This window comes from Mycobacterium kiyosense, from assembly GCA_021654635.1.
Classification (GTDB): domain Bacteria; phylum Actinomycetota; class Actinomycetes; order Mycobacteriales; family Mycobacteriaceae; genus Mycobacterium; species Mycobacterium kiyosense.
This window is the reverse complement of the sequence record AP025179.1, coordinates 5,841,049-5,863,535: the sequence shown is the minus strand read 5'-3', so window position 1 is coordinate 5,863,535 and position 22,487 is coordinate 5,841,049. Positions and strand designations below refer to the sequence as shown.

25 protein-coding genes and 1 pseudogene are annotated in these 22,487 nt (G+C 67.3%); 14 read left to right on the top strand and 12 right to left on the bottom strand.

What is annotated here, in order from left to right; genetic code table 11:
• Window position 1: 1 nt before the first annotated feature.
• Genes L6444_RS27595 through L6444_RS27570 form a run of 6 tightly spaced genes read right to left on the bottom strand, consistent with a single transcriptional unit; the run spans window position 2 to window position 4,974 of the window.
• Window positions 2-922: an MBL fold metallo-hydrolase gene (locus L6444_RS27595; RefSeq protein WP_236978507.1), complete on the bottom strand. Its 921-nt coding sequence runs from the start codon at window positions 920-922 to the stop codon at window positions 2-4.
• On the bottom strand, window positions 922-1,680 hold the full coding sequence (locus L6444_RS27590) for a LamB/YcsF family protein (protein ID WP_236978504.1): 759 nt from the start codon (window positions 1,678-1,680) through the stop codon (window positions 922-924). Before L6444_RS27590 ends, L6444_RS27595 begins: the two co-directional genes overlap by 1 nt.
• A complete protein-coding gene (locus L6444_RS27585) occupies window positions 1,677-2,393 on the bottom strand; it encodes a sensor domain-containing protein (RefSeq protein ID WP_236978503.1) in 717 nt (238 codons plus the stop codon). The genes L6444_RS27590 and L6444_RS27585 overlap by 4 nt, the downstream gene beginning before the upstream one ends.
• 34 nt (window positions 2,394-2,427) lie before the next feature.
• A complete protein-coding gene (locus L6444_RS27580; protein WP_236978501.1) occupies window positions 2,428-3,297 on the bottom strand; it encodes a metal ABC transporter permease in 870 nt (289 codons plus the stop codon).
• Window positions 3,294-4,055: a metal ABC transporter ATP-binding protein gene (locus L6444_RS27575; protein WP_236978495.1), complete on the bottom strand. Its 762-nt coding sequence runs from the start codon at window positions 4,053-4,055 to the stop codon at window positions 3,294-3,296. The genes L6444_RS27580 and L6444_RS27575 overlap by 4 nt, the downstream gene beginning before the upstream one ends.
• Before the next feature lie 10 nt (window positions 4,056-4,065).
• Window positions 4,066-4,974: a metal ABC transporter solute-binding protein, Zn/Mn family gene (locus L6444_RS27570; RefSeq protein WP_236978494.1), complete on the bottom strand. Its 909-nt coding sequence runs from the start codon at window positions 4,972-4,974 to the stop codon at window positions 4,066-4,068.
• Window positions 4,975-5,100: 126 nt separating this feature from the next.
• Here L6444_RS27570 and L6444_RS27565 point away from each other — a divergent pair, with 126 nt between their 5' ends.
• Window positions 5,101-6,180: a LacI family DNA-binding transcriptional regulator gene (locus tag L6444_RS27565; RefSeq protein WP_236978484.1), complete on the top strand. Its 1,080-nt coding sequence runs from the start codon at window positions 5,101-5,103 to the stop codon at window positions 6,178-6,180.
• Between the two features lie 102 nt (window positions 6,181-6,282).
• Here L6444_RS27565 and kstR read toward each other — a convergent pair whose 3' ends face one another.
• A complete protein-coding gene (gene kstR / locus L6444_RS27560) occupies window positions 6,283-6,882 on the bottom strand; it encodes a cholesterol catabolism transcriptional regulator KstR (protein WP_236978482.1) in 600 nt (199 codons plus the stop codon).
• 241 nt (window positions 6,883-7,123) lie between these two features.
• On the opposite strand from kstR, the gene L6444_RS27555 reads away from it, so the two are divergent.
• The 3 genes from L6444_RS27555 to L6444_RS27545 all read left to right on the top strand — a co-directional run bounded on the left by L6444_RS27555 (window position 7,124) and on the right by L6444_RS27545 (window position 10,461).
• The gene (locus L6444_RS27555; RefSeq protein ID WP_236978480.1) at window positions 7,124-9,238 is read left to right on the top strand and encodes an acyl-CoA dehydrogenase; all 2,115 of its coding nucleotides are present in this window, start codon (window positions 7,124-7,126) and stop codon (window positions 9,236-9,238) included.
• Window positions 9,239-9,576: 338 nt separating this feature from the next.
• Complete coding sequence (locus L6444_RS27550) at window positions 9,577-9,930, top strand: hypothetical protein (RefSeq protein WP_236978478.1); 354 nt, start codon at window positions 9,577-9,579, stop codon at window positions 9,928-9,930.
• Between the two features lie 66 nt (window positions 9,931-9,996).
• Entirely contained in the window at window positions 9,997-10,461 is a 465-nt protein-coding gene (locus L6444_RS27545) for a lipoprotein LpqH (RefSeq protein ID WP_236978475.1), read from the top strand.
• Window positions 10,462-10,660: 199 nt separating this feature from the next.
• Here L6444_RS27545 and L6444_RS27540 read toward each other — a convergent pair whose 3' ends face one another.
• Window positions 10,661-11,191 carry a hypothetical protein gene (locus L6444_RS27540; protein WP_236978473.1) on the bottom strand — a complete coding sequence of 177 codons (531 nt, stop codon included), beginning with the start codon at window positions 11,189-11,191 and terminating at the stop codon, window positions 10,661-10,663.
• A 179-nt stretch (window positions 11,192-11,370) separates the two neighbouring features.
• Here L6444_RS27540 and L6444_RS27535 point away from each other — a divergent pair, with 179 nt between their 5' ends.
• The 3 genes from L6444_RS27535 (at window position 11,371) to L6444_RS27525 (ending at window position 13,904) form a co-directional block, all read left to right on the top strand.
• Window positions 11,371-11,679 carry a hypothetical protein gene (locus L6444_RS27535; protein WP_236978472.1) on the top strand — a complete coding sequence of 103 codons (309 nt, stop codon included), beginning with the start codon at window positions 11,371-11,373 and terminating at the stop codon, window positions 11,677-11,679.
• Between the two features lie 103 nt (window positions 11,680-11,782).
• A complete protein-coding gene (locus L6444_RS27530) occupies window positions 11,783-12,079 on the top strand; it encodes a hypothetical protein (RefSeq protein WP_236978471.1) in 297 nt (98 codons plus the stop codon).
• A 223-nt stretch (window positions 12,080-12,302) separates the two neighbouring features.
• A complete protein-coding gene (locus L6444_RS27525) occupies window positions 12,303-13,904 on the top strand; it encodes an ATP-binding protein (protein ID WP_236978470.1) in 1,602 nt (533 codons plus the stop codon).
• On the opposite strand, the gene L6444_RS27520 is transcribed toward L6444_RS27525, so the two are convergent.
• Window positions 13,882-14,220 carry a hypothetical protein gene (locus tag L6444_RS27520; protein WP_236978468.1) on the bottom strand — a complete coding sequence of 113 codons (339 nt, stop codon included), beginning with the start codon at window positions 14,218-14,220 and terminating at the stop codon, window positions 13,882-13,884. The genes L6444_RS27525 and L6444_RS27520 overlap by 23 nt on opposite strands.
• 100 nt (window positions 14,221-14,320) lie before the next feature.
• Between L6444_RS27520 and L6444_RS27515 the strand changes: the two genes are divergently transcribed.
• Window positions 14,321-15,073: a helix-turn-helix domain-containing protein gene (locus L6444_RS27515; RefSeq protein WP_236978467.1), complete on the top strand. Its 753-nt coding sequence runs from the start codon at window positions 14,321-14,323 to the stop codon at window positions 15,071-15,073.
• A gap of 20 nt (window positions 15,074-15,093) precedes the next feature.
• Here the strand turns inward: L6444_RS27515 and L6444_RS27510 are convergent, their stop codons facing one another.
• Entirely contained in the window at window positions 15,094-15,627 is a 534-nt protein-coding gene (locus tag L6444_RS27510; RefSeq protein WP_236978466.1) for a hypothetical protein, read from the bottom strand.
• A 45-nt stretch (window positions 15,628-15,672) separates the two neighbouring features.
• Window positions 15,673-16,769: pseudogene (locus tag L6444_RS27505) on the bottom strand (2Fe-2S iron-sulfur cluster-binding protein).
• Between the two features lie 169 nt (window positions 16,770-16,938).
• Here L6444_RS27505 and hsaA point away from each other — a divergent pair.
• From hsaA to L6444_RS27475, 6 genes are all read left to right on the top strand, one after another.
• On the top strand, window positions 16,939-18,123 hold the full coding sequence (gene hsaA, locus L6444_RS27500; protein WP_236978465.1) for a 3-hydroxy-9,10-secoandrosta-1,3,5(10)-triene-9,17-dione monooxygenase oxygenase subunit: 1,185 nt from the start codon (window positions 16,939-16,941) through the stop codon (window positions 18,121-18,123).
• Complete coding sequence (gene hsaD, locus L6444_RS27495) at window positions 18,123-18,998, top strand: 4,5:9,10-diseco-3-hydroxy-5,9,17-trioxoandrosta-1(10),2-diene-4-oate hydrolase (RefSeq protein WP_236978464.1); 876 nt, start codon at window positions 18,123-18,125, stop codon at window positions 18,996-18,998. Before hsaA ends, hsaD begins: the two co-directional genes overlap by 1 nt.
• Window positions 18,995-19,897 carry an iron-dependent extradiol dioxygenase HsaC gene (gene hsaC, locus L6444_RS27490; protein WP_236978463.1) on the top strand — a complete coding sequence of 301 codons (903 nt, stop codon included), beginning with the start codon at window positions 18,995-18,997 and terminating at the stop codon, window positions 19,895-19,897. The genes hsaD and hsaC overlap by 4 nt, the downstream gene beginning before the upstream one ends.
• Window positions 19,898-19,913: 16 nt before the next feature.
• Window positions 19,914-20,480, top strand: a complete 567-nt coding sequence (gene hsaB, locus L6444_RS27485; protein ID WP_236978462.1) for a 3-hydroxy-9,10-secoandrosta-1,3,5(10)-triene-9,17-dione monooxygenase reductase subunit — start codon at window positions 19,914-19,916, stop codon at window positions 20,478-20,480.
• An 80-nt stretch (window positions 20,481-20,560) separates the two neighbouring features.
• On the top strand, window positions 20,561-21,385 hold the full coding sequence (locus L6444_RS27480) for a CHAD domain-containing protein (RefSeq protein WP_236978460.1): 825 nt from the start codon (window positions 20,561-20,563) through the stop codon (window positions 21,383-21,385).
• Between the two features lie 177 nt (window positions 21,386-21,562).
• Window positions 21,563-21,913, top strand: coding sequence for a type II toxin-antitoxin system HicB family antitoxin (locus L6444_RS27475; protein WP_236978458.1), 351 nt, complete (start codon window positions 21,563-21,565; stop codon window positions 21,911-21,913).
• 68 nt (window positions 21,914-21,981) lie between these two features.
• On the opposite strand, the gene L6444_RS27470 is transcribed toward L6444_RS27475, so the two are convergent.
• Window positions 21,982-22,404 (bottom strand): hypothetical protein, encoded by a 423-nt coding sequence (locus tag L6444_RS27470; RefSeq protein WP_236978457.1) that lies wholly within the window; start codon window positions 22,402-22,404, stop codon window positions 21,982-21,984.
• Window positions 22,405-22,487 lie beyond the last annotated feature (83 nt).

Here is a 22,487-nt window from a genome sequence, read left to right as displayed (position 1 = left end):
GCTAAGCCCAGGGGTCGGCACGCTGCCACAGTGTTGGCAGGTGCACCCCGACGCCGTCCCGTGCGGCCAGTTCGTCGAGCACCCGGATGGATACGTCCAAGTCGTCACCGGCATAGGGTAAGGCCCGCAACGGTTTTGACAGTGGGCGGAAGAAATCGTCCCAATGGATGAGGACGACGCGGCGGGCGCCCACGGCGCGCACCGTCTGGTTCCAGTACTCGACGACATACGACCGGGGCTGCACGCCCAGTTGCCCCACGCTCAGGTAGACGACGTCGGCCTGCCTGCCCTGCAGTGCGCCGGGGACGTAACCGGCACTGCCTTGGATCAACACGCCTCTCCCCGACGGACGGTGCCGGATCAGCGTGGACCATGCTTCGCCGCAACGATAGGCCGACGCCCGCACCGGCGGCACCACCGGCGCGGCGATCACGCCGGGAAACCGGTCCGGTGGGCAGTGGTGTGACTCGATCAACGTAACATCGAAGGCGCTCAGCGTGATTGGTTCACCGGAGACCGCGACGACGAGCCGGTCCTCCGGCAGCCCGTGTCCGCGGCCGACATTGGCGGCCGACTCACCGCCGACCAACTGTGCGCCGGTGCGTTCGGCGACCAGGGCGGAGTCCATGACATGGTCGATGTGGGTGTGCACCGCAATGACGGCGACGAGTCGGGAGATGTTGGCCCGGGCCAGGCAGCCGTCCACCCGCGCCGCCGACGGTGCCACCTTGCCGGCCACCACCCGCGTCAGTGCCGGGCGGGAGAAGTAACCGTCGGTCATCAGCGCCGACGAGCCGTCGTCGAGTAGCAAGGTGGCCACGCCCAGCCAAGTCGCCGATAGCGGCGAATCCTGCTCTGCAACAGGAACATCGAAGCGGTTCGCATAGTCGGCAAGATCGGGACGACCCAGTTTGAGGCGCATCAGCAGAACGCTTCCAGCTGCAGGCCGGCGGCTTGCAGGCCGTCGCGTACGGCAGCGGCGATCTGGACGGCCCCGGGTGAATCACCATGCACGCAAATCGATTCCACGTTCAGTTTGACGGTGGTGCCGTCGACGGCCGTCAGCTCTCCGGAGGTGACCAGGGTGGTTACCCGGTGGGCGATCGCCGCCGGATCGTCCAGCACGGCGCCGGGCTCGCGGCGGGAGACCAAATGCCCCTCCGGGGTGTAGGCGCGGTCGGCGAAGGCTTCGGCAACGGTGCGCAAGCCGAGCCGGTCGGCTTCTTCGAAGAACGCCGATCCCGGCATTCCGAGGACCGGCAAGGACGGATCCGCCAGATGCACCGCCTCGGCGACGGCGGCGGCCTGCTCCCGATGGGTGAGAATCGAGTTATAAAGCGCCCCATGCGGTTTGACGTAACGAACCGCCGAGCCGGCACCGTGCGCCAGCGCCTGCAACGCGCCGATCTGATACACCACGTCGGCGAGCAGGTCCTCGGGGGCGACGTCGATGAAGCGTCGACCGAATCCGGCCAGATCGCGGTAGCCGACCTGCGCGCCGATGCGTACCCCGCGCTGCGCTGCCGACCGGCATACGCGGAGCAGTCCGGCCGGGTCGCCGGCGTGGAAGCCGCAAGCCAAATTGGCACTGGTGACAATCTCGAGCATGGCTTCGTCGTCCCCGAGTTGCCAGGCGCCGAATCCTTCGCCCAGGTCCGCGTTGAGATCGATGCGGGTCACTGCAGCTTGGCGATCCTGCCGGCAATCTGGTTGGCGATGTCGACCGCGGGGTTTCCGTTGGCGTTGTTCTTGCACGTCATGATGTCGATCGCGACGTTACTGCGGACGGTCAAGGCACGCTGGCAGCCCCAGCCGCCGCCGGCCTGTTCTACCTGGGCCGAACTCAGCATGCCGTTGTCGTTGTTCGCTCCGCTCACCGACCAGACCGTTTCGTGTCCGGAGTTGTTGACGTCGCTGTACTGACGGTTCGAGCAGGATTTCCAGCTCTGGACCGAGTTGTTGTAGAAGTTGTTGGCGTCGGTCGCCTTCGGGAACGCGACGACGGCCTGGATCGCGAGATTCGAGCGATTGGTGCTGTTGTCGGGGCTGTCGTCGAGGCGTTGTCCGCGGATCGACGTCCAACCGGTGCCGGAGTACACCTTTTCCTGGGCCGCCCCGTCGATCGCCAGGCAGCCGATGTCGGTCACGTTCTTGCTCCAGTCCCACATGACCTTGGCGCTGAACCAGACCTTCATCGAGGTGGCGCCCAGCACGGTGTTGATCTGGCTGGTGTCCAGCAAGACGTTGTCCAGCGAACCGACCGGGATTTCGGCTTGATTCGCCAGCCCGGCTTTCGGGCCGGGTGCGGCCTTACCCTCGACGATGTTCGTGCAGGCGGCTAAGAGCACACACGCACCGGTCAGTGCGGCTACTGCGGCAATCTGCTGACGCACCTTCCCCCTTCCCCTAACCTCGCTCACTGGGTGCTCAACAGCTTATGCGCTGGCTCCGACGATGTCGCCCGAGCAACCAGCAAACCAGGTAGATCACGAACGAGATGGTGGCCACAAACACCGATACCGGCACGCCCGGCGCCAGCGACAGCACGATTCCGCCCACCGCGGCCACCTCGGCGAAGGCCGTCGAGACGGCGATTGCCGCGACCGGCGCGGACACCACCCGGGTGGCCGCGGCGGCCGGGGTGATCAGCAGCGACATCACCAGCAACGCCCCGACGATCTGCACCGCCTGGGCGGCGACCACACCGACGAGTGCGGCGAACACGATGCCCAGCGCGCGGGTCGGCACCCCGCGGGCGGCCGCGACGTCGGGATCGACGGTGGCGAACAGCAGTGGCCGATAACAGATCACCAGCACTACGATCACCAGCGCGCACACCACCGCGAGCATGGTCAGGCCGGAATACCCCACCCCGACGATCTGGCCGGTCAGCAGCGCGAAACTGGTTCCGCTGCGGCCGGGGTAGAGGTGGATGAACAGCACCGCCAGACCCAGCCCGAACGCCAGCACCACCCCGATCACCGAATCGCGTTCCCGGTCCCGGCGGCCGAGGATGCCGAACAGCGCCGCGGCCAGTGCGCTGCCGATCAGCGCCCCCAGCCCCACCTCGAAACCGGTCAGCAACGCGAATGCCGCTCCCGTCAGCGACAATTCGGCCGAACCGTGCACGGCGAAAGACATCTGCCGCATCACGATGAACGGCCCGATCAGCCCGGAGACCAAACCCAGCAGCGCGGCCGCCACCAGCGCCTGTTGGACGAAGTCGTGTCGCAGCAGATGGGCGGTGAGGTCGAACGCGAAAAGGTGACCGAACAGGTCGGTGAGCCGGTCGTTCATCGGCCCTGCTCGGGCGGCCCGCCGACCAGGATGTAGTTGTCCTGCACCCGGACCACCTGAATGTCGGACCGGTACAGCGTCGAGAGTGTCTCGCTGGTCATCACCTCTTCGACGGTGCCGACCCGGAACCGCCCGTCCACGAGGTAGAGCACCCGGTCGACGTAGGGCAGCAGTGGGTTGACCTCGTGGGTGACCACGATGACCGCGGTTCCGGCCTCGCGCCGGCGGCGGTCGATCAGGCCGGCGACCGTCCGGGCGTGGGCCGGGTCCAGGGTCAGCAGCGGCTCGTCGCACAGCAGTAGAGCCGGGTCGCTGACCAAGGCCTGGGCGATGCGCATCCGCTGCAGTTCGCCGCCGGACATCAGTCCCACCCGCACGTCGGCCAGCGCCTCGCCGTTGACCTGTTGCAGTGCCCGATGCACCGCCTCGCGGCGGCGGGACCGACCCGCCCGGCGCAGCGGCATCGCTCCCCAGCGATGCCCGTCCACGCCCAGCGTGACCAGGTCGCGCCCGCGCAACATCACGTCCGGGTCGATCGGATGATGTTGCGGCACATAGCCTATCGGGCCGGCTACCCGCACCGAGCCGGCGCTGAGCCGCAGCTGGCCGAGCAGCACCTTGAGCAGCGAGGTCTTGCCGGTGCCGTTGGGGCCCAGCACGGCGATGAACTCGCCCGGTGACACCGACAGGTCGAGGTGGTCCCACAGCACGCGGTTCCCGAAGGCCAGCCGGGCGCCGGTCAACGCGACAGTGCTCATGGCGGGGTGATCAGCGGCCGGACCGCAGCGCCGCGGCCAGCCGGTTGACGGTGTCGCGTTGCCAGCTCAGGTAGTCCGAACCGCTCGGCAGGGTCTCGGACACCTCGGTCACCGGTACCCCCGACCGGCGGGCGGCGGCTTGCAGATCTGCCGTGGTGGCGGTGGCGGTCTGCGGGTTGACCAGCAGCGCCGCGACCTGCCGGTGGTTGATCAGATCGAGCACCGAGGCCAGGTCGGCGGGGGCGGGGTCGTTGTCGTTCTCGCTGGCAGCGGCGAAGGCCACCGGGGTGCGGTCGATCAGTCCCGACGCGTCCAGCAGGTAATGCACGACGGGTTCGGTGGCGATCACCCCGGCGGCGGGGTAGTCGGTGGCGATCGCGCGTTCGGCGCTGACGATCGCGTCGGCGCCGTGTCCGAAGGTGGCCGCGTTGGCGCGATAGTCCGCGGAGTGGCCCGGGTCGATGACCGCCAGCCGTTCGGCGATCTCGGTGGCCACCGCTTTGGCGACGCCGAGGTTGTAGAAGACGTGTTCGTCGGGTGACCCGGCGTGCGGTCCCAGGTAGGTGTAGGCGTCCACCGCCGGGATGTCGGGGTGGCCGGCCAGCACTCGGTCGACCCAGGGGTCGTAGCCGCCGCCGTTGTAGACCACCAGGTCGGCATCGGCCAATGCCGCCGCATCGGCAGGAGTGGCCTGGTAGGAGTGCGGATCGGCGCCCGCGCCGGAGAGGATCGACTTGACGGGGATGTGGTTGCCGGCCACGGCGCGCGCCACGCTGCCCCACACCTCGGTGGAGGCCACCACCGCGACGGCGCCCGGGTGGGAAGGACCATTGCTGGCGCAGCCGCTCAGAGCGGTCGCGGCCAGCAGGCAGGAGCCGAGCGCGGGAACGCCGACGCGCAGCAGTCTGCGCCAGCTCATTCGCACTCGGTGTCCTCTCGGGGCCGGTAGGCCGACACACCATCATAATGAAAATCGTTTCCATTAGAAAGTCGACCGCGTCGTCCTGCGCGAACGCCCGCTGAACGCCCGGTAGCCTCACGAAACGTGAGTCCCACACCGCGCAGGCGGGCGACTCTGGCGTCGTTGGCGGCCGAGCTCAAGGTATCGCGCACCACGATCTCGAACGCCTTCAATCGGCCCGATCAGCTTTCGCCCGAACTTCGTCAGCGGGTGCTGGACACCGCCAAACGGCTCGGTTACGCGGGACCGGACCCGGTGGCACGGTCGTTGCGCACCCGCAAGGCCGGCGCCGTCGGACTGGTGATGACCGAGGCGCTGACTTACTCGTTCAGCGATCCGGCGGCGCGGGATTTCGTTGCGGGGGTGGCACAGTCGTGCGAGGAGCTGGGGCAGGGCCTGCTGCTGGTAGCCGTCGGCCCCGGTCGCAGCATCGAAGACGGCACCACCGCCATCCTGGGCGCCGGGGTGGACGGCTTCGTGGTGTATTCGGTCCGTGACGACGATCCTTATCTGCAGGTGGTGTTGCAGCGGCGGCTGCCGGTGGTGGTCGTCGATCAGCCGATTGGTCTGGCCGGAGTGTCCCGGGTGGGCATCGACGACCGGGCCGCGATGCGGGAGCTGGCCGAATACGTATTAGGGCTCGGCCACCGCGAGATCGGGCTGCTGACCATGCGGCTGGGTCGGGTCCGGCGTCAGGGGTTGGTTGATCCCGAACGGCTCAGGTCCCCGACGTTCGACGTGCAGCGTGAGCGCATCATCGGTGTCTGGGAGGCGATGTCGGCCGCCGGCCTGGACCCGGATTCGTTGACCGTGGTGGAAAGTGACGAGCATCTGCCGACTTCGGGCGGGGATGCGGCCAAGGTGGCGCTGGAGGCCAATCCGAGGATCACCGCGCTGCTGTGCACCGCGGACATCCTGGCCTTGTCGGCGATGGATTACCTTCGCGCACATGGCATTTACGTGCCGGGGCAGCTGACCGTCACCGGTTTCGACGGCGTGCAGGAAGCGCTCGGACGCGGGTTGACCACGGTCGCGCAACCCAGCCTGCAGAAGGGTCGCCGGGCGGGGGAGTTGGTGCTAAATCCGCCACGCAACGGTCTGCCGGTGGTCGAACTGCTGCAGACCGAGCTGGTCCGCGGTCGTACCTGCGGGCCGCCGGCCTAGCCCGATCATCGCGCGACCCGCTGCGGCCGCGCTTGCGATCGCGACTAGCCCGATGGTCGCGACCCGCTGCGGCCGCGCCTGCGGCCGCGCTTGCGATCGCGACTAGCAGTTCTCGTGGTTGCCGATCAGCAGCCGCACCGCCAGATCGAGGCGTTTGCTCACGTCGGTGGCAGAGGCGCGGCGGGTGAGCCAGGCCAGCAGATTGGACAGCCACACATCGGAGATCACCCGCGCGATGTGGTACTGATCCTCGGTCGGTTCGCCGTCGGCCATCGCGCGGGCGAACATCGAGTCGATCAGCTTCTCCACCTGGTCGACCTCGCTGGCCGCCGAGGCGTCGGCGAACACGTAGGCCCGCGTCATCGCCTCGGTGAGCAGGGGGTTGCGCTGCATCGCCCGGTTGAGCTTGCCGACCATGAAGTTCAGCCGCTGGAAAGGGGTGCCGCCGGCCACCGCGGACCGGTCGGTCTTGGCGTCGATGCGGCTGAACTCGCGGCCCAGCGCCGACACCAGCAGGTGCACCTTCGACGGGAAGTACCGGTACAGGGTGCCGACGGCGACATCGGCGCGGTCGGCGACGGCGCGCATCTGCACGGCCTCGTAGCCGCCCTTGGAGGCGATGGCCATGGTGGCGTCCAGGATGCGCTTGCGGCGTTCGCGTTGCGCCTCGGAACCGAGCTCGGACTCAGCCAGCACCGCCACGTTCACAACCTCGCGAGGCTGATTGTCAGGAGCGCGGCCCTGGCTGGCGTTCGGTGGCGACATGGTTGAAAACGATACGCATTCTCGGCGTGAATCTCCCACCTCCCCGCAGCCGGGACAACGACGTGTACTGGCTCGATAACCGCCTACTTGACGGTCGATTGTATGCACTATTAGAACACGTTCTAGTGTGGAGAAAAGATATCTTGGTGTGTGAATTTGACGACTCGGAGGACTGCTGGTGGTAGCGACCGTCACCGATGAACAGTTCGCGGCGCGCGAACTGGTGCGCGATTGGGCGCGCAGTGCGGCCGGGATCGCCGCGATCCGGGAAGTCGAACAGGGCGACGTCGACGCCTGGCGGCCGGTGTTCGCCGGGCTGGCCGAGCTGGGGCTGTTCGGTGTCGCGGTGTCCGAGGACGCCGGTGGTGCCGGGGGCAGCGTCGAGGACCTCTGCGCGATGGTCGAGGAGGCCGCCAAGGCGCTGGTGCCCGGGCCGGTCGCAACGACGGCGCTGGCCACTCTTGTTGTCACCGACGCGGACCTGCTGGGCGCGCTGGCGACGGGTGAGCGCTTCGCCGGGCTGGCGCTGGAAGGTGACGTGCAGTTCGACGGTCAGGCCGCCTCCGGTGCCGTTCCCTGGGCGTTGGGCGCCGCGGCCGGCGGTGTGTTACTGGTGTCTTCGGGTGGGGTGTGGCTGCTGGTCGACCTGGACGGCGAGGGCGTCGTCGTGGAGCCGTTGCCGGCCACCGACTTCTCGCGGCCGCTGGGCCGGGTGACGCTGACGTCGGCGCCCGCGGTCGCGTTGCAGGCCACCGACGTGACGGACCTCGCGGCCACCCTGCTGGCCGCCGAGGCGGCCGGCGTCACCCGCTATGCGCTGGAAACCGCGGTCGCTTACGCCAAGGTGCGCGAGCAGTTCGGCAGGCCGATCGGCAGTTTCCAGGCCATCAAGCACATCTGCGCGGAGATGCTGTGCCGCGCCGAGCAGGCCGAGGTGGCGGCCGCCGACGCGGCTCGCGCCGCCGGCGAATCCGATGGCGAGCAGTTCGCCATCGCGGCTGCGCTGGCCGCCAGCCTTGGCATCGCCGCCGCGAAGGCCAACGTCAAAGACTGCATCCAGGTGCTTGGCGGCATCGGCTGCACCTGGGAACACGACGCGCATCTGTATTTACGTCGTGCCCACAGCATCGGCCGATTCCTGGGCGGTCCGCAACGCTGGCTGCGCCGGGTCGCCGCGCTCACCCAGGACGGCGTCCGTCGGCAACTGTCGATCGACCTCACCGAGGTCGAGGGTCGTCGCGACGAGATCGCCGCGGCCGTCGCCGAGGTGGCCGCGCTGCCCGCCGACCAGCGGCAGGCGGCGCTGGCCGAAAAGGGCCTGCAGGCACCGCACTGGCCGCCGCCCTACGGGCGCGGCGCGGGTCCGGCCGAACAGCTGCTGATCGACCAGGAGCTGGCCGCCGCCGGCGTCGAGCGACCCGATCTGGTGATCGGTTGGTGGGCGGCGCCGACCATCCTCGAGCACGGCACGCCCGAGCAGATCGAGCGGTTCGTGCCGGCCACCCTGCGCGGCGACTTCCTGTGGTGCCAGTTGTTCTCCGAACCGGGCGCCGGGTCGGACCTGGCGTCGCTGCGCACCAAGGCGGTCCGGGGGGACGGGGGCTGGCTGCTCACCGGCCAGAAGGTGTGGACGTCGGCGGCGCACAAGGCCGCCTGGGGGGTGTGCCTGGCCCGCACGGACCCGGACGTCCCGAAGCACAAAGGCATCACCTACTTCCTGGTCGACATGAAGGCACCGGGCATCGAGATCCGACCGCTGCGCGAGATCACCGGCGACTCACTGTTCAACGAGGTCTTTCTGGACAACGTCTTCGTTCCCGACGAGATGGTGGTCGGCAACGTCAACGACGGCTGGCGGCTGGCCCGCACCACGCTGGCCAACGAGCGGATCGCGATGGCCAACGGCACCGCGCTGGGAAATCCGATGGAGGAGCTGCTCAAACTGCTCGCCGCGCTCGATCTTGACGTCTCCCAACAGGAACGGCTCGCCCAGCTGATCCTGCTGGCACAGACCGGCGCGCTGCTGGATCAGCGCATCGCCCAGCTGGCCGTGGGCGGCCAGGACCCCGGCGCCCAGTCCAGCGTGCGCAAGCTGATCGGGGTGCGGTATCGGCAGGAACTGGCCGAGTTCACCATGGACGTCTCCGACGGCGGCGGACTCGTCGACAACCGGGCGCGAAACGACCGGGCGGTGTTCGACTTCCTCAACACCCGCTGCCTGACCATCGCCGGGGGCACCGAGCAGATCCTGCTCACCGTCGCTGCCGAGCGGCTGCTCGGCCTGCCCCGCTAGCGGGTTCATCCAACGCCGGTCCCCAGCCGGCTGCTCGGGTGCGCGACGGGCAACCGCCGGTGTGGCCGGTCGACCGCGAGCCGGCGAAACCGTCGGGACTGAAAACATAGGGAAATCCCTAATTGAGACGGGTGCGCCAGCGGCTTTAGGTTGAGCCATCGCGGAGGCGTAGTTGCCAACATCGCCGAACACACGAGATCGGGCGGCATGACTGCGTGTCGCGCAGTCGCGTGGAAAGGGAGACCATGTCGAGGGATTCAGCTTGCCAACGCAGCCACGTCGGCTCTCGGCCACGGGGTCGTGCGGCCCGGGGGCGGGGGCCGAGCGCCTCCGCCGGATTGCTCGCTGCTGCGGCCGCAGCGATTGTTGTTGTCCCGCTGGGCATCCCGCCCGCAGCCAATGCCGATCCGGCACGGCACACCGTCGTCTACCGGATCCTCGGCGGCGGCGATGTGTACTCGGTCATACCCGACCCCGGGACCGCGGTTTATCCGGCGAGCACCACGACCTGGGTCCCGGTCCCCTGGTCGCAGACCGTGAAGGTCACCGGAAGCCCGTACCTGGCGCTGAACTACACCGACAAATCCGGTGGACCGCACGACTGCGCGATCGAGGTGGACGGCCAACCCGTCGCGCTCACCGAACACAAGGCCGGTAGGTGCGCCTACCAAATCCCCGGCCCCGCACAGTAATTGCATCGGGGCTGCGAAGTGAGAGTCTCGGACAGTGCAAACCCGCCGAGGTAAGGGAGAGCAGCGGTGAAGCGTCAGATCGTCGTCGGTCTCATCGGCCTGGTCACGGTAATCGCCTGTGTTGCTGGATGTTCCAGCCATAATTCGAACTCGTCAGCGTCGAACTCGGCACCGGCCGCGGCTGGGCCACAGGTGATCGTGGACGGTAAAAACCTGAACGTCAGCGGTCCGGTCACCTGCAAGACGACCGGCGACACGATCAACATCGGCATCGGTGACCCGTCCAAAGGCATTGGGGCAGTGGTCAGTAAGGACAATCCGCCCATCGTTCACGCGGTCGGACTGGGCAACGTCGACGGCATTACGCTCGGTTTTTCCGACGCCGCAAAGGGTCAGGGCGGCAACGCCGGAGCAGCGGTCGCCGACAACGCGATCCAGATTAAGGGCACGGCGAGCGGGGCCGATGTGAGCGATCCGCACCGGCCCAAGCCCGTGACCAAACAGTTCGAGATGGACGTGACCTGTCCGTAGCCCTGGCCCAGCAATCGTTAGAACGCCCGAGAGGGGACGAATGCAATGTCTGTCAAGCGTTTAGCCGCAGCAGCGGCGGTGGCGACGGGCCTGGGCATATCGGTGCTGGCGGTCAACGAGCGACCGGCGAATTCGGCCCCGCTGGACCCGTCGCCATGTCCCAGTTGGGAGCGGGGCTGCTCCGGTAACCCCAATCCCGCTAATCCCAATCCCGGTTACGGGGGCACCGCCACGCTGCCGCCGGCAGCCCCGCGCCGCGCACCACGCCGCCGCCGACCCACAGCACGCCGCCCCCGACCACCTGGCAGCCGACCCCGACCCCGACTCCGACGCACAGCACGCCGCCGCAGACGACGCCGACCCCGACGCACAGCACGCCGCCACCGCAGACCACCTGGCAGTCGACCCCGACGCGCAGCACACCACCGCCGACGTCCAGTACCTGGCAGAAGCCGCCCGCGAATAGCACATCGTCCCCGATGCCGACGGAATGTCCCAGCTGGGACAGGAATTGCTCCGCGGCCCCCAGCACGCCCGGGACCGGGGGCGCCGGTACCACGCCACCGAGCTCCTGGAAGCAGACGCCGACGATCGGCACCACGTCATCGCTGCCGACGGAATGTCCCAGCTGGTACAAGAACTGCACCGCGGCCCCCAACACCGGTCCCGGATACGGGGGCTCGACGCCACCCACCACCGGGGCGCAATGGAGCGGTACGTCGCCAACCACCGGGGCACCCTGGACCGGAACCACCAGTCAACCGGGCCAGCGCACCTCATACCCGCCGACGGCTACTCGCCCCGTCCTCAACGCGCCGTGGACCCAACCTCCCCACCCGCCGTACTACCCGCCGCGCCCGCCCATCTTGCGTCCCACCGGTGAAATAGGTGGTCCCGCCAACGTGCCGAGTGGCTTCTGCGTGCCAGGGCAGGAGCGCCGCCCCCGCCGCCGCCCAGCGGTTACGGGTGGAGCAATGGTCCCGCCCCGGGTCCCCGCCCCCGAACTGGGAAGGCCCGCCGCCCGCCGGTGGCTGGAACGGGCCGGCGCCCGCCGGCGGCTGGAACCAACCCTGGCAAGGGACGCCGGTAGACGCGTCCTACGGACAGAACTATTACGCGCCGTTCACTTACAACGACTTCACCGTCCTACCCGTCTTCAACGCGGACTACGGGGGCTTTGGTTACTGGTTTTTCGGTACGTGGATACCGCTGTACTGACGGCGACGGTAACTCAGCCCGCAGGCAATCCTGCACTGCGGCAACGGAAATGGGTGTGACGTGCGCACAACCCGGATCGACGGCGTCCATATCCTCTGGAACGGTGGCGAACACCATGGCGCAACCACAACAGTTCCTCGTCGAGTGGTACGGGCCGCGAACGTGCGCCCGCCCGATAGGGGAGATCGTCGATCTGCTCAACGGCCGGGCTGAATTCATGGCTACTCGTGGGACGGTGGTCCGGCTCCTGACGGCGATGACGGTGCCGGGCGACAATTACACGTTCGGGGTCTTCGCCGCCGAATCAGCCGAGGTCGTCGCGCTGATCTGCGGCGACGTCGGCGCACCCGCGGAACGGATCAGCGGCGGCGTCGGTTGGGTGCGGCCCGAGAATTGCTGACGCCCGGCTCGACGGCGCCGCCAAGCCGCCCCGGCACGTCCTCGAGTCAGTACATCGACCGGGTCAGCGCAGTTCTGCGAGAATATTCTAGGTAACACCGGCCGGTCGGACTCCAAGATTGTAAGGAGTCAACGGCATGCGTGTCGGGCATGAAGACAGGCCGCTGTCGCTACGTTGCCGGTGAAGGCGAGGGGGCAGAATATTTGGATTGTGTGAGTTTGATGTGACGGAGCGAATTGTCGGTCGGCAGGCCGAAGAGCTGGCCGTCGGCGATTTCCTCGACTCTGTGCCAGTCAGGCCGGGTGCCCTGGTCATCGAGGGCGAGGCGGGGATCGGCAAAACGACGGTGTGGGGGGACGCGGTCCGTCGGGCCGGCGAGCGCGGATATCGCGTGTTGAGTTGCCGCGCCGCCGCGGCCGAGTCGGTGCTGGCATATACGGTGCTGGCCGATCTGCTCGGTGCCGTGGACGACACCGTGTGGGCGGACCTGCCCGCTCCGCAGCAGCAGGCCCTGGATGGTGCGCTGCTGCGGCGCCCGGTCGCGGCTTCCGGGATTGATCCCAGGGCCGTGGCGGCGGCGTTCCTGGCGGTTGTTGTTCGGCTCTCGGCGCTTCGTCCCATCGTCATCGCCATCGACGATCTGCAGTGGGCAGACGCCTCCAGCGCCAATGTGGTGGCGTATACCGCGCGCCGGCTGCCGTCCGGTGCTGGTCTGTTGTGCACGACGCGCACGGAGGAGGCCGGTGCGCGGTTGCAGTTGCCGAGTTCCGACGCAGTACGTCGGGTCCGGATGCGGCCATTCACCGTGGGCGAGTTACATCAGTTGCTGTTGATCCGGTTGGGGCAGTCAGCGGCGCGTCCCACCCTGCTGCGCATTCACGAAATGACCGGCGGCAACCCGTTTTACGCACTCGAGTTGGCCCGAGAGCTCGACACCGGCGACCGAGCCGTCGAATGGAGCTTGCCGGACAGCCTCAGTGGCCTGGTCCGTGCGAGGATCAGTCGGGTCGGCGCCGAAGATGTTCTGCTCGCCATCGCGAGCCTGCCTGATCCGACGGTGACGATGGTGGCGCAGGCCACCAACTCGACGCCGGAGCGGGTGGTGAAATCGCTCAGTGCAGCCGAGAACCAGGCGGTGGTGACCATCGAGGGGAGCCGACTCCGCTTCACCCATCCCCTTCTTTCGCATGGCGTCTACAGCACAACGGAGCCCGGTCGTCGCCGCGAAATGCACCGGCGGCTAGCCGAACTCATCGATCAGCCCGAATTGCACGCCCGACACCTCGCGCTTGCCGATACATCCGGGAAGCCGGAGACCATCGCCGCGCTGGACGCGGCCGCCGCGATCGCCCGTGACAGAGGAGCGCCGGCCGCTGCCGCCGAACTTCTCGAACTAGCCGTCGGTCTAGCCGGTGACAACGATCCGCGACGCAAAATTCGCTGTGCGACAGATTATTTCATTGCAGGCGACACCGGCCGAGCTAGACGGATGCTCGACGTGGCTGTCGGGGCGGTCCCGTCCGGCCCGATCCGCGCCGAGGCATTGCATCAACTGGGGCTGGTCGTCCTCTCCGACGACAGCTTCCACGAGGCAGCGCAACTACTCGAAGAGGCACTGAACGAGAGTGACGCCGACACCGGGTTGCGGGTGCTCATCCTGATCAGCTTGACGTTCGCCCTCGTCAACGCCGGCCGGCACGAGGACGCCTGCGACCGCGTCCGGCAGGCGGTGGCCGATGCCGAGCAGTTGGGGGCCGCTGCTCTGCTCGCTCCCGCTCTGGGCATGCGCGCGGTGCTGGACTTCATGGGCGGCAAGGGGGTTTGACGAGCCGACCCTCCACCGCGCGGTGCAAATCGAGGTGCCGCGTTCGCTCGTCCCGTTGGCTCAGCGGCCTCGCGTACAAATGAACCTGCTGCGGGCCTGGACGGGCGAATTGGGCCGTGCGCGTGCGGAGTTGGCGCAGGTGGAACAGGAGTGTCTTGCCCTCGGTGAAGAAGCCGAGCTGGTGTTCATCGGCTTTCACCTGGTGATGATCGATATCTGGCGCGGCGACCTCACCGGCGCGGCGGCCGTCGCCGACGTCACCATGGAACGGGCACTCCAGCTGGGCGGAGACTTCCCCCCTGTTCATCGCACTCACCCTTCGGGCGGCGGTCGCCGCCTATGTCGGCCACCTGGACGACGCGCGAAGCGATCTGAGCCAGGCGATAGCAGCTGCCAGACGTTGCGGCTCAACACGTTTGGGCGAGTGGTCGGCGACGTTGGCCGGATTCGTCGAGGTGTCGGCGGGTAACTACCACGCCGCCCTGGATGCGCTCGAACCGCTGTTTCCCATGCTGGAACTCTTTCCGGACACCTGCGAGATCATCTCGTCGTCGTTTGTCCCCGAGGCCGTCGAGGCCCTGATAGGTCTTGGTCGATTGGACGAGGCCGAGCCGATGGTGGACAAGTTGGAACGCAATGGCCGCCGACTCGACCGCGCATGGACGCTGGCGGTGGGTCTGCGCTGTCGTGCCATGCTGCAGGCCGCGCGCGGTGACGTCGCAGGCGCCATCGCTAGTGTCGAGCAGGCTTTATCCGAGCACCAGCGCCTTCCGATGCCGTTCGAACGAGCTCGCACCCTGCTGTTGTCCGGCCAGTTGCAGCGCCGTCAGCGCCGCCGCGACGCGGCTGGTGTGGCGCTGCGCGAGGCGCGGAGGACATTCGAGCAACTCGGGACTGCGGTGTGGGTCGAGCGCGCCGACTACGAACTGGCACGCGGCGTGCCGGTCCGGGACCGCAACCCAGGTTTGAGCGCCACCGAGGAACGCGTCGCCGGCATGGCCGTCCTGGGCATGACCAACCGCGACATTGCCGCCGCCATGTTCGTGAGCCCGAAAACCGTGGAGGTCAACCTGAGCCACATCTATCGCAAACTCGGCATCCGATCCCGCGCCGAGCTCCATCAGGCACTTCAGGCCTGGGAGGAAAAGTCGCCTTCTGAGTCACCGTAGCCGCTGGCTCGGTCGAGCTTTCAGGTGATCGGCGTCTGTGCGCAGGTGCTGGGCGAGGTGAGGTTGACTCCCGGATAGACCACCTGCATGTGTGTGCACACGTATACCACCGTGTTCGCCGACAGCGGCTGGCCCGTCGACCAACTCGTCGAGTTGATGACCCCGGTCGTCTGGTACTTCTCCGGTGGTCCGTCGCCGAAATACACGGTGGTGACCGTGTCGATCCCGCCTTCTTTGAAGACCCGCTCGAATTGGCTGGTGGCGTGCACGTCCAAGTACGCCAGGCGATTGTTCGACCGGATTTCGGTGGTCTGGCGCGCCCACAGGCCGGACGGGAAGCCGGCCGGCCCGTCCGGGGTGCGCAGGTTGGCGCCCGCGACGAAGTCGCAGTTGCCACCGCCGTGGCAGTCGACGAAGGAGTGCGTCTCGATCTGGGTGACGTCGTCCACCGGGAACAGCGTGGTTGCGGTGTTGGCGCCGGCGCCGGCGATCGGAGTGGGCAGCAGCGCCGTCAGGAGCCCGGCCAGCGCAACACCCGGTATCAGCCGCTTCATCCTGCTCCCCTTCCGCCGGGTACCAGCTGAACTTAACCGCTGTGATCAGTCGTCGTAAGTGACTTCCACCGAATCGGTCTCCGGGTGCGCTTGGCAGGCCAGGATCAGGCCCTCGTCCAGGTCCTGCTGCTCCAGCACGTCGTTGACCTCCATGCTCACCTTGCCCCCGCGCAGGGTGACGGCGCACGCGCCGCAGTGGCCTTCGCGGCAGGAGAACGGCGCGTCCAGACCCTTGGCCAGCAGCACGTCGAGCAGCTTGGCGCTGCGCGGCCACGACACCGTGTAGGTTTCCCCGTCCAGCTCGACGACCGCGGTAGCCGGACCCGCGTCGTCCTCGTCGGCGGCGTCGTCGATTTTGACCGCCGCGAACGGGTCCGATTCCAGCGACTTGAACACCTCGATATGCACTTGCGCCGCAGGGACTTTCAGTGTTTCCAGCGCAACCCGCGCCGCTTCCATGAAGGGGCCGGGTCCGCAGATGAAGACCGGCCGGTCGGTGAACGGGGCGGCCAGTTTGGCCAGCGCGGCCGCGCTGGGCAGTCCCTGCAGCGATTCCAGCCAGTGCAGCACGGTGAGCCGGTCGGGGTACTTTCCGGACAGCTCCCGCAGCGCATCGCAGAAGATCACCGAGTTCTCGTCGCGGTTGGCGTAGATGACCGTCACCTGGCCGCTGCCTTCGGACAGCGCCGACTTGCAGATCGACATGATCGGGGTGATGCCGCTGCCGGCGGCCAGCAGCAGGAAATCGTCGTCGAGGGTTTTGGGCACGAAGGTGCCCGACGGGGCGAGCACGTGGATGTGCATGCCCGGGTGCGCGTGGTCGCACAGCCAGTTGGAGGCGTAGCCGTCGGCGGTGCGTTTGACCGTCACCGTCAACGCCTCGTCGGTGAACGGTGAGCTGCACAGCGAGTAGCAGCGCGCCACCGATCCGGTGCGTTCGCTGGGCACCCGCAGGGTCAGGAACTGGCCGGGGAGTAGCGCAGCCGGGCGGGCGGGATCTGCGGGTCGTCTGGTCCGTCGGGGACCGCGAACACCAGCGACCGCGCATCGTCGGTTTCCGCGACGACCTCGGCGATCCGCAGCGTAAGGACGTGGTCGCCGAGCGGTTCGTCGGGTAGTTGGTCCAGATCCGCCTCGGTCAAGGCGCGCCCTCTCTTCCGGTTCAACTAGAACATGTTATAGAAAACCCGATTCATATCTCTACCAGCCGCAGGAATACCCTGCTCGACACAAATCGGAACGTGTTCTAGTCTTTGTCTAGTCTTGGTCTAGGTGCGACTCAGCCCGCACTCCCACAGGAGGCAAACGTAAGTGACCACCATTCAACAGCGTGATGCGCAGCAGGTGTTAGCTGCCGTCGACGATCTGCTCCCGCGGATTCGCGAACGTGCGCAGGCGACGGAAGACCTACGCCGGCTGCCCGAGGAGTCGGTGGCCGAACTCGACGAAGCGGGCTTTTTCACCCTGTTGCAGCCCGAGCAGTGGGGCGGCCTGCAGTGCGACCCCGCGCTGTTCTACGAGGCGGTGCGGCGGATCGCCAGTGCGTGTGGCTCCACCGGTTGGGTGAGCTCGATCCTGGGGGTGCACAACTGGCACCTCGCGTTGTTCGACCAGCAGGCTCAGGAGGAGGTCTGGGGCGAGGACACCTCGACGCGCATCTCGTCTTCCTACGCCCCGATGGGTGCCGGCGTGGTGGTCGACGGCGGTTACCTGGTCAACGGTTCCTGGAACTGGTCCTCGGGTTGCGACCACGCCACCTGGGCCTTCCTGGGCGGGCCGGTGATCAAGGACGGCCGGCCGGTGGACTTCGGCAGCTTCCTGATCCCGATCAGCGACTACCGCATCGACGACGTCTGGCACGTGGTCGGTCTTAAGGGCACCGGCAGCAACACCGTCGTCGTCAAGGACGTGTTCGTGCCCCGGCACCGGTTCCTGTCCTACAAGGCGATGAACGACGGCACCGCCGGGGGGTACCAGCGCAACACTGCACCGGTTTACAAGATGCCTTGGGGCACAATGCATCCCACCACTATCTCGGCTCCGATCGTGGGAATGGCCTACGGCGCCTACGCCGCGCATGTCGAGCATCAGGGCAAGCGGGTGCGCGCCGCGTTCGCCGGCGAGAAGGCCAAGGACGACCCGTTCGCCAAGATCCGCATCGCCGAGGCGGCCAGCGACATCGACGCCGCGTGGCGCCAGCTGAGCGGCAACGTCGCCGACGAGTACGCGCTGCTGTCGGCCGGCAAGGAGATCCCGTTCGAATTGCGCGCCCGCGCCCGTCGCGACCAGGTGCGTGCCACCGGCCGCGCGATCGCCTCGATCGACCGGCTCTTCGAGGCATCCGGCGCCACCGCGCTGGGCATCGACCAACCGGTGCAACGGTTCTGGCGCGACGCCCACGCCGGCCGGGTGCACGCGGCCAACGACCCCGAGCGGGCGTATGTGATCTTCGGCAACAACGAGTTCGGGTTGCCGCCCGGCGACACCATGGTTTGATGACCAGTACCGACGAGCTCACGTTCGAATCCACCTCGCGCTACGCCGAAGTCGACGTCGACGGGCCGCTGAAGCTGCACTATCACGAGGCCGGGGCAGGCAACCATCAGACGGTGGTGCTGCTGCACGGTGGCGGGCCCGGGGCCTCGAGTTGGTCGAACTTCTCCCGCAATATCGCGGTGCTGGCCCAGCATTTCCACGTCCTCGCCGTCGACCAGCCGGGCTACGGGCACTCCGACAAGCGCGCCGAGCACGGGCAGTTCAACCGCTACGCGGCCCGGGCGCTCAAGGGCCTGTTCGACCAACTCGACCTCAAACGCGTTCCGCTGGTCGGCAATTCGCTGGGCGGCGGTACTGCGGTGCGGTTCGCGCTGGACTACCCGGAGCTGGCAGGCAAGCTGGTGCTGATGGGGCCGGGTGGTCTGAGCGTCAACCTGTTCGCGCCCGACCCCACCGAGGGGGTCAAGCGGCTGGGCAAGTTCTCCGTTGAGCCCACCCGGGAGAACCTCGAGGCGTTCCTTCGCGTAATGGTCTACGACCAGAAGCTGATCACCCCCGAGTTGATCGACCAGCGTTTCGAGCTGGCCAGCACCCCGGAGTCGCTGGCCGCCACCCGGGCAATGGGAATGTCGTTCTCCGGGGCCGATTTCGAGCTCGGCATGATGTGGCGAGAGGTGTACAAGCTGCGCCAGCCGGTGCTGTTGATCTGGGGCCGGGAAGACCGTGTCAACCCACTCGACGGTGCGTTGGTGGCGCTCAAGACCATTCCCCGCGCGCAGCTGCATGTGTTCGGGCAGTGCGGGCACTGGGCTCAGGTGGAGAAGTTCGACGAGTTCAACAACCTGACCATCGATTTCCTGGGAGGTTCCAGATGAGCATCCGGTCATTGGGTTACCTGCGCATCGAGGCCACCGACATGGCCGCCTGGCGTGAATTCGGTCTTAAGGTGCTCGGCATGGTCGAGGGCAAGGGCACCACGGAGGGCGCGCTCTATCTGCGGATGGACGATTTCCCGGCCCGGTTGGTGATCGTGCCGGGCGAACAGGACCGGCTCATCGAGGCCGGCTGGGAATGCGCGAACGCCGCTGGGCTGCAGGAGATCCGGAACCGGCTCGATGTCGAGGGCACGCCCTACAAGGAAGCCACCGCCGCCGAACTGGCTGACCGCCGGGTCGACGAGATGATCCGGTTCTCCGATCCGTCCGGTAACTGCCTGGAGGTCTTTCACGGCGCCGCGCTGGAACACCGTCGGGTGGTCAGCCCGTACGGGCACAAGTTCGTCACCGCCGAGCAGGGCCTGGGGCATGTGGTGCTGACCACTCGCGACGACGAAGAGACGTTGCACTTCTACCGCGACGTCCTGGGCTTCAAGCTGCGTGACTCGATGCGACTGCCGCCGCAGGTGGTAGGCCGGCCGGCCGACGGTCCACCCGCCTGGCTGCGGTTCCTGGGTTGCAACCCGCGTCATCACAGCCTTGCCTTCATGCCCGGACAGACCCCCAGCGGCATCGTGCACCTGATGGTCGAAGTGGGAGAGGCCGACGACGTGGGGCTGTGCCTGGACCGCGCGCTGCGGAAGAAGGTACCGATGTCGGCGACGCTGGGTCGCCACGTCAACGATCTGATGCTGTCCTTCTACATGAAGACCCCCAGTGGATTCGATGTCGAATTCGGTTGCGAGGGAAGACAAGTCGAAGACGACGACTGGATCGCCCGGGAGAGCACGGCAATCAGCTTGTGGGGCCACGACTTCAGCGTCGGCTTCAAGGCTTAGATTCCTACCCTGCATCATGGCCGCTCCGCCGATCGACCCGCGCACCTTCCGCAATGTGCTGGGCCAGTTCTGCACCGGGATCACCATCATCACCACCGTGCATGACGGCGTACCGGTCGGCTTCGCCTGCCAGTCGTTCGCGGCACTGTCGCTGGATCCCCCGCTGGTGCTGTTCTGCCCCACCAAGGTGTCACGGTCCTGGCAGGCGATCGAGGCCAGCGGCCGGTTCTGCGTGAACATGCTGACCGAGGCGCAGAAACCCGTCTCGGCCCGGTTCGGCTCCAAGGAGCCGGACAAGTTCGCGGGGATCGATTGGCGCCCTTCGGAACTCGGTTCACCGATCATCGACGGTTCGCTGGCCTACATCGACTGTACGGTGGCCTCGGTGCACGACGGCGGCGACCATTTCGTGGTGTTCGGTGCGGTGCAGTCCTTGTCGGAGGCGCCCAAGATCAAGCCCCGTCCGCTGTTGTTCTATCGCGGCGAGTACACCGGCATCGAGCCGGACAAGAACACCCCGGCGCAGTGGCGCGACGACCTGGAGGCGTTCCTGACCACCACCACCGAGGACACCTGGCTCTGATGCGGGTGCGCGGAACCTTGTCCCACAAGAACGCTCGCTGACGCAGGTTTGGCACCGCTTGACGCGGAAATACGTTGGGAATGTCGAAAAAGCCCGCCACCAACGTACTCGTCGGATATCTGAACACGCAGATCGATCAGGTCATGGCCGGTGACGTCGGCCTGCGAGGCGGGGACGACCCGATACATGACACCCGGGTGGCGATCCGCCGGCTGCGCAGCACACTGCGCGTGTTCGGTGCGGTGCTGGACGGCGCGGCGATCGACGGCCTGGACGACGAGCTGAAGTGGTTCGCCGGCCTGCTCGGCGAGGTGCGTGACTGTCAAGTGCAGTTGCGCCGCTTCGCCGAGGCCGTCGACGAGCTTCCCGACGTGCTGGTGCTGGGTCCGGTCAAGTCGCGGATCCGCAACGACCTCAAAGCGATCGAACTGCCGGCGCGTGCCCGGGTGGGCGAGGAGATGGATTCCGAACGCTACCAGCAACTGATGGCGACGCTGCTCGAACTGCGCACCAAACCGCCTGTCGTAGCAGGAATCACGGAGAAGCGGCTACGCAAACGGGCGGACCACGCGCGCCGTAAGGCGGATCGCCGGTTGGAGGCCGCCCTGGCCGACGGTTCGGGTGAGATGCTGCACCGCGCCCGGAAGGCCGCCAAGCGGGCCCGCTACGCCGCCGAGCTGTGCCGGCCTGTGCAGCCGGGATATCGTCGAAATATCAAGAAGTACAAGCGAATTCAGACCGTTCTGGGTGATCATCAGGATGCGGTGGTGGCTTGCGATGTGTTGCGTCGCCTGGCGGTGACAGCGGGAACGGCTCAGGGTGAGAACGGCTTTACCTACGGGCTGCTCTATGCGCGCGAGCAGCAGGTCGCGGCGCGCAGCCGGGAGGCGGTGCGGGGGCTCTGAGCGGCATCGGCCGCCAGACCGCCGGGCACGCAGGAGCCCCGCCAGTAGTCGGTTGTCTTTTCTGAAAGTTGATATCACCGGCGCTAGCGCTTTCGCGAAAAGAGCGATGACTCCATTTAGCCAGCCGGTCCGCCGGGTGACTACCGAACCCAGTGCCGCGGGTGTTAACAATCCCGGGTGAACCGCTACACGTACCGCGCGCAGTGGTGCCCGGACAACGACGAATACGTCGCAAAGTGTCTGGAATTCCCGTACTTGAGGGAGCGGGCGCCAACCGCGCAACAGGCCGTCGCTCTGGTGGTGGCAGCCCTCGACGAGAAATTGGCGATCATGCAGGAGTTGGGCGAGCATCCGCCGCCGTCGCTCACCGACCGCAACTACAGCGGCACCTTCATCGTCCGAACCTCGACTGCGCTGCACCTGCGCCTTGCGCTGGAAGCCCAGGAAGAGGGAGTGTCGATGAACCAGTGGGTCGTACAGCAGTTGACTGGCCGGCGGCGTGGCGAACCAGCCTATCCCTGGGACTAGGTACCAGGTAACGCTGCTGCGACAAAGTGAGTGGAGGGGTCGCAGCAGCGTTACGGGATCGGGACCGCTCAGGTGTGTGCCCCACGGTAGTGCTCGGTGTCGCGGGCCTGGCCGGGCTGCTCGGTGTGGGGTGGCTCGGTGCGGGCTGTCGGGTCGAGGTCGTCGGCGCGCTTCCACTGTTCGTCGAGTTGTTCGCGAGATGTGGCCGCCTCGTTCTGGTGCGCGGCGGCGCGGTCCTGCAGTCGGGCCGCCTCGGCGGCCTTGGCCTCGGCCTCGGCCTGCGCGGCACGGGCCTTGGCGGCGGTCTCCTCGGCGAGCGCTTCGCGACGCTGGACGCGCGCGGATTCCAATCTGGCCTGCTCGCGGATCTCCTCGGCCTGCTGCACGCGGCGGCGCCGCTTGGCACGGGCCGACACAGCGACCACTGCCACGATCAGCGCGACGACCACCAGTGCGGCGATCACAATCCAGACGATGTTGCTGGTACTCATCACTGACTCCCGTTGCTAGATCGGTGTGCATAGCTGTCGTCTTCAACGGGTCCCCATATTCGACAGAGATAAAACACCGCCCG